The following is a 6,713-nucleotide window of genomic DNA, read 5'->3' as shown; positions in this document are numbered from 1 at the left end:
GTGGTGCTCGACGAGTTCCCGCTGACCTCCTCGGGCAAGATCGACCGAAAGGCGCTGCCGGCACCGGTATTCGCCGCAACGCCCTTCCGGGACCCGCAGACCGAGACCGAAAAGATCGTCGCCGAGGTGTTCGGCGAGGTGCTGGGGGTGGATCGGGTCGGACTCGATGACGACTTCTTCGCCCTGGGCGGGGACTCGTTGATCGCCACCCAGGTCAGCGCGCGGCTGCAGTCGGCGCTGGGCAGGGACGTGTCGGTGCGATACCTGTTCGAAGCCCCCACCGTCGGCGGGCTGGCCGCCTATCTGCACCGGCACCAAGCCGGGGCTGCCCGCCCGCCGTTGCAGGCGATGCCGCGCCCGGAGCTGATCCCGTTGTCGTATGCCCAGCAACGGTTGTGGTTCATCGACCAGGTGCAGGGGCCGTCGCCGGTCTACAACATGGCGGTGGCGCTGCGGTTGGGCGGCAACCTCGATGCCGAGGCGTTGGGGGTGGCGCTGGCCGACGTGGTGGGCCGCCAGGAAAGCCTGCGCACCGTGTTCGCCGCGACCGAGGGAACACCGCAGCAGCTGGTTGTGCCCGCTGAGCGGGCCGACTTCGGCTGGCAGGTGGTTGATGCGACGGGCTGGTCGCAGGCGCGGCTGGAGGAAGCCATCGGCGCGGTGGCGCGGCACAGCTTTGACCTGGCCACCGAGATCCCGTTGCGCGCCAAGGTTTTCCGCGTCAGCGAGGACGAACACGTGCTGGTCGCCGTGGTGCACCACATCGCCGCCGACGGCTGGTCGATCACCCCGCTGGTGGCCGAGCTCGGCGTTGCCTACGCCAGCCGGTGTGCGGGGCAGGCCCCCAACTGGGCGCCATTGCCGGTCCAATATGCCGATTACACGCTGTGGCAGCGCGAATACCTGGGCGACCTGGCCGATCCCGGCAGCCGCATCGCCGCGCAGCTGGCCTACTGGGAGCAGGCGCTCGCCGGGCTACCCGAGCGGCTGATGCTGCCCACCGACCGGCCGTATCCGCCGGTAGCCGATCACCGCGGCGCCGGAGTGGTAGTGGACTGGCCGGCGGAGTTGCAGCAGCAGGTTGCCCGGGTGGCGCGCGAGCACAACGCGACCAGCTCCATGGTGGTTCAGGCCGCCCTGGCTGTGCTCTTGTCTCAGATCAGCGCCAGCTCCGATGTCGCACTCGGGATCGCCAGCGCCGGGCGCGGCGACCCGGCGCTGGATGGGTTGGTCGGGTTCTTCGTCAACACCTTGGTGCTGCGGGTGGACCTGGCCGGAGATCCGACGATCGCCGAGTTGCTGGCGCAGGTGCGGCAACGGGGCTTGGCGGCCTACGAGCACCAGGACGTGCCGTTCGAGGTGCTTGTCGATCGGCTGAAGCCCACCCGGAGCCAGACGCACCATCCGCTGGTTCAGGTGATGTTGACCTGGCAGAACCTGCCCTGGAACAGCAGCGGGCCGGCGGGCGGCCTGGTATTGGGCGACGTGGAGGTTACGCCGCTGCGGGCGGACACCGAGACCGCCCGGATGGATTTGGTGTTTTCGCTGGCCGAACGTTGGACGGAGGCCGGCGACCCGGCCGGGATCGGGGGAGTCGTGGAGTTTCGCACCGATGTGTACGACGCGGACAGCGTCGAAATGCTGATCGAGCGGCTGCGGCGGCTGTTGGTGGAGATTACCGCCGGGGCGGGGCAGCGGTCATGACTGCCGATCTGACGCGGCGATTGTCGTCGATGGATGTGCTGGATGCCGATGAGCTAGCCCGGCTGGACGAGTGGGGCAACCGGACGGTGTTGACCCGGCCCGCGACGGGGGCGTCGATTCCGGCGTTGTTCGCCGCGCAGGTGGGGCGCACGCCCGAGGCGGTGGCCCTGACTTGCGGGGAGCGCTGCCTGACGTATCGCGAGCTGGACGAGGCCTCCAACCGGTTGGCGCACCTGTTGGCCGCGCACGGCGCTGGGCCGGGACAGTCTGTGGCGCTGGTGTTTTCCCGGTCGGCCGAGGCGATCGTCGCGATCGTAGCGGTGCTCAAGACCGGGGCGGCCTATCTGCCGATCGATCCGATGGTGCCGGATGCACGGATGCGGTTCATGGTGGCCGATGCCGCGCCGATTGCCGCGGTCACCACCGCGGAGCTGCGCTCGCGGCTGGATGGGTGCGACTTGGCCGTCGTCGATGTCCGCGACCCGCGCATCGATACCCAACCGGGCACCGCGTTGCCGGCGCCGGCGCCCGATGACCTTGCCCACATCATCTACACCTCGGGCACCACCGGTGTGCCCAAAGGCGTGGCGGTCACCCACCACAACGTCACCCGGCTGTTCGACTCGCTCGACGTCGGTCTGGAACTGGGACCGGGACAGGTCTGGACGCAGTGCCACTCGTACGCCTTTGACTACTCGGTATGGGAGATCTGGGGCGCGCTGCTGCACGGTGGGCGGCTGGTGGTGGTGCCCGAAGCGGTGACGCGCTCACCGCAGGACTTCCAGGCCCTGCTGGTCGCCGAAAAGGTCACGGTGTTGAGCCAGACCCCGTCTGCGGTTGGGGTGCTCTCGCCCGAGGGGTTGGAGTCGGCGACGTTGGTGGTGGCCGCGGAGGCCTGCCCGGCCGAAGTGGTGGATCGGTGGGGGCCCGGCCGGGTGATGATCAACGCCTACGGCCCGACCGAGACGACGGTGTACGCCACGATCAGCGCGCCGTTGGTGGCCGGGTCGACGGTGGTGCCGATCGGGTCACCGGTGCCGGGCGCGGCGCTGTTCGTGCTCGATCGGCGGTTGCGTCCGGCGCTGGCCGGTGTGGTCGGCGAGTTGTATGTGGCCGGTACCGGCGTGGGCGTCGGGTATGTGGGCCGCCCCGGACTGACCGCGTCACGGTTCGTGGCCTGCCCGTTCGGCGGGCCGGGCGCGCGGATGTATCGCACCGGCGATCTGGTGCGGTGGAGTGCCGACGGACAGCTGCGGTATCTGGGGCGCGCCGACGAGCAGGTCAAGATCCGCGGGTATCGCATCGAACTCGGTGAAGTCCAAGCAGCCTTGGCCGCGGTTGATGGGGTGGACCAGGCGGTGGCGATCGCCCGCGAGGACCGCCCCGGCGACAAACGTCTGGTGGGCTACATCACCGGCACGGCAGACCCGGCCGAGATACGCGCCGCGCTAGCCGAGCGGCTCCCCGCCTACATGGTCCCCACCGCGGTGATGGTGTTGGAGGCGCTGCCCCTGACCGTCAACAACAAACTGGACACCCGCGCCCTCCCGGCACCGGCCTACACCGACGACGACCACTACCGGGCCCCCACGACCCCTACCGAGGAGATCCTGGCCGGCATCTACGCCCAGGTCCTCGGCCTCGAGCGGGTCGGGGTCGACGACTCGTTCTTCGACCTGGGCGGGGATTCGCTGTCGGCTATGCGGGTGATCACCGCGATCAACACCACGCTGGACACCCGCCTTGCGGTGCGCACGGTGTTCGACTCGCCCACGGTGGCCCAGTTGGCGCCCCGCATCGGCGAGGGCTCGGGCGGGCAAGAGCCGTTGGTGGTCCAGCAGCGGCCCGCGGTGGTGCCGCTGTCGTTCGCCCAGCAGCGGCTGTGGTTTATCGACCAGTTGCACGGGCCCTCACCGGTTTACACAATGTCGGTGGCCTTGCGGCTGAGCGGCAAGCTCGATGCCGACGCGTTCGGCACGGCGTTGGCCGATGTGGTGGCCCGCCACGAAAGCCTGCGCACGTTGTTCGCCGCGCCCGACGGCATACCCCAGCAGGTGGTCATCCCCGCTGAGCGGGCCGAGTTCGGTTGGCAGGTGGTCGACGCCAGCGGCTGGCCGGCGGATCGGCTGGGTGACGCCATCGACCCGCTGGTGCGTCACAGTTTCGATCTGGCCAACGAGATCCCTTTGCGGGCAACACTTTTCCGCATCACCGAGGATGAACACGTGTTGGCGGCCGCGGTGCATCATATCGCCGCCGACGGCTGGTCGATCACCCCGCTGGTGGCTGATCTGGGCGCGGCCTACGTCAGCCGGTGTGCGGGGCACGCCCCGGACTGGGCTGATCTGCCGGTGCAGTATGTCGATTACACGCTGTGGCAGCGCGAGCGGCTGGGTGAGTTCGACGACAGCGACAGTCCCATCGCCGCGCAGCTGGCCTACTGGGAACAGGCGCTGGATGGCATGCCCGAGCGGCTGGAGTTGCCGACCGATCGGCCCTACCCGCCGGTGGCCGACTACCGCGGCGCCAGTGTGGCGGTGGACTGGCCGGCGGAGTTGCAACAGCAGGTGGCGCGGGTCGCACGGGAGCACAACGCGACCAGCTTCATGGTGGTCCAGGCCGCCCTGGCGGTGCTGCTGGCCAAGCTGAGCGCCAGCCGTGATGTGGCGGTGGGATTCCCGATCGCCGGGCGCGGCGACCCGGCGCTGGACGATTTGGTGGGCTTCTTCGTCAACACCTTGGTCCTGCGGGTCGACCTGGCCGGAAATCCCAGCGTCGGCGAGCTGCTGGCCCAGGTGCGCCAGCGCAGCCTGGCCGCTTACGAGCATCAGGATGTGCCCTTCGAGGTGCTGGTGGAGCGGCTCAACCCGACCCGATCCCTGACGCATCACCCGCTGGTGCAGGTGATGCTGGCCTGGCAGAACTTCCCCTGGCAGGACTCCGCGGCCGGGGTGGCGTTGGGTGACGTGCAGGTCGCCCCGATGCCGGTAGACACCCAGACCGCCCGCATGGATTTGACGTTCTCGTTGGCCGAACGCTGGGGTGAGGCCGGTGAGCCCGCCGGGATTGGCGGGGCGGTGGCGTTTCGCACCGACGTGTTCGACACCGAAACCATCGAGGCGCTGATCGAGCGGTTGCAGCGGGTGCTGGCGGCGATGACGGCCGACCCCGCACGGCGGTTGTCGTCGGTGGATCTGCTCGATGCCGGTGAGCATGCCCGCCTGAATGACATGGGCAATCGGGTGGTGTTGGACCAGCCCGCGACGCCCGTGTCGATTCCAGCGTTGTTCGCTGCGCAGGTGGCGCGCACACCCGAGGCGGTGGCGATCAGCTTCGAGGGCCGCTCCATGACCTATCGCGAAGTGGATGAGGCCGCGAACCTGCTGGCGCACCTGCTGGTCGCGCACGGCGCGGGCCCGGGACAGTGTGTGGCGCTGCTGTTTTCCCGATCGGTCGAGGCGATCGTGGCGATTGCGGCGGTGCTCAAGACGGGGGCCGCGTATCTGCCGATCGACCCAGGGGTGCCGGATGCGCGCATCCAGTTCACGGTGGCCGACGCCGCGCCGGTAGCCGCCGTCACCACCGCCGAGTTGGCCGAGCGGCTGGACGGGTGCCACCTGCTGGTGATCGATATCAACGACCCCCGCATCGACGGCTTCCCGGACACGGCGTTGCCGGCGCCGGCGCCCGATGACATCGCGCACATCATCTACACGTCGGGCACCACCGGTGTGCCCAAGGGCGTGGCGGTCACCCACCACAACGTGACCCAGCTGATGCAGACCCTGGATGCCGGCCTGACGGTGCCGGGGCCGGCGAAGGTGTCGACGCAATGGCACTCCTACGCCTTCGACGCCTCGGTCCGGGAGATCTGGGGTGCGCTGTTGCATGGCGGGCGGATGGTGGTGGTGTCCGAGCAGGCCGCAGCCTCTCCGGACGACTTGCACGAGCTGCTGGTTGCTGAACAGGTCGACGTGCTCACCCAGACCCCGTCCGCGGTGGCGATGCTATCGCCGGAGGGCTTGGAGTCGGCGGCGTTGGTCGTAGGCGGTGAGGCGTGCCCCACCAGCGTGGTGGATCGGTGGGCGCCCGGGGGGCGGGTGGTGATCAACGCCTACGGCCCGACCGAGACCACGGTCGACGTGACGGTCAGTGCGCCACTGTCGGCCGGGGCCGGGGTCGTGCCGATCGGGTCACCGGTGTCGGGGGCGGCGTTGTTCGTGCTGGACGGGTGGTTGCATCCGGTGCCAGTCGGGGTGGTCGGGGAGTTGTACGTGGCCGGCCGCGGCGTGGGCGTCGGGTATGTGGGCCGGGCCGGGTTGACCGGGTCGCGGTTTGTGGCGTGCCCGTTCGGGGGGTCTGGGGCGCGGATGTATCGCACCGGGGATTTGGTGCGGTGGGGTGCCGATGGGCAGCTGCAGTACCTGGGGCGCTCCGACGAGCAGGTCAAGATCCGCGGGTATCGCATCGAGCTCGGTGAAGTGCGCGCGGCGTTGGCCGGGCTCGACGGGGTGGAGCACGCGGTGGTGATCGCCCGCGAGGACCGCGCCGGCGACAAGCGCCTGGTGGGCTATGTCACCGGGACAGCGGATCCGGCCGGAATACGCGCCGCGCTGGCCGAGCGGCTCCCGGCCTACATGGTCCCGGCCGCGGTGATGGCGTTAGACGCGCTGCCGATGACGGTCAGCGGCAAGTTGGACATCCGGGCCCTGCCGGCACCGGAATACACCGCCGGCGGGTATCGGGCGCCGGGCACTCCCACCGAGGAGATCCTGGCCGGCATCTACGCCCAGGTGCTCGGACTCGAACGCGTCGGGGTCGACGACTCGTTCTTCGATCTGGGTGGGGATTCGCTGTTGGCGATGCGCCTGATCGCCGCGGTCAACACCAGCCTGGATGCCGGGCTTGCGGTGCGCACCCTGTTCGAGGCGCCCACGGTCGCCCAGCTGGCGCCGCGTATCGGTGGAGACGGGCATCGACGTAAGCCTTTGGTGGCCGGCCCGCGGCCC

At 69.7% G+C, this 6,713-nt stretch carries 1 pseudogene; it reads left to right on the top strand.

From position 1 onward, the window contains the following. Window positions 1-6,713 (top strand): annotated as a pseudogene (locus A5688_RS09875) (amino acid adenylation domain-containing protein); the annotation flags it as partial.

The sequence above is a fragment of the Mycobacterium mantenii genome, assembly GCF_001667865.1.
Classification (GTDB): Bacteria; Actinomycetota; Actinomycetes; order Mycobacteriales; family Mycobacteriaceae; genus Mycobacterium; species Mycobacterium mantenii_A.
Note: the sequence above shows the minus strand (reverse complement) of the source record. Positions and strands in the feature narration are given on the sequence as shown.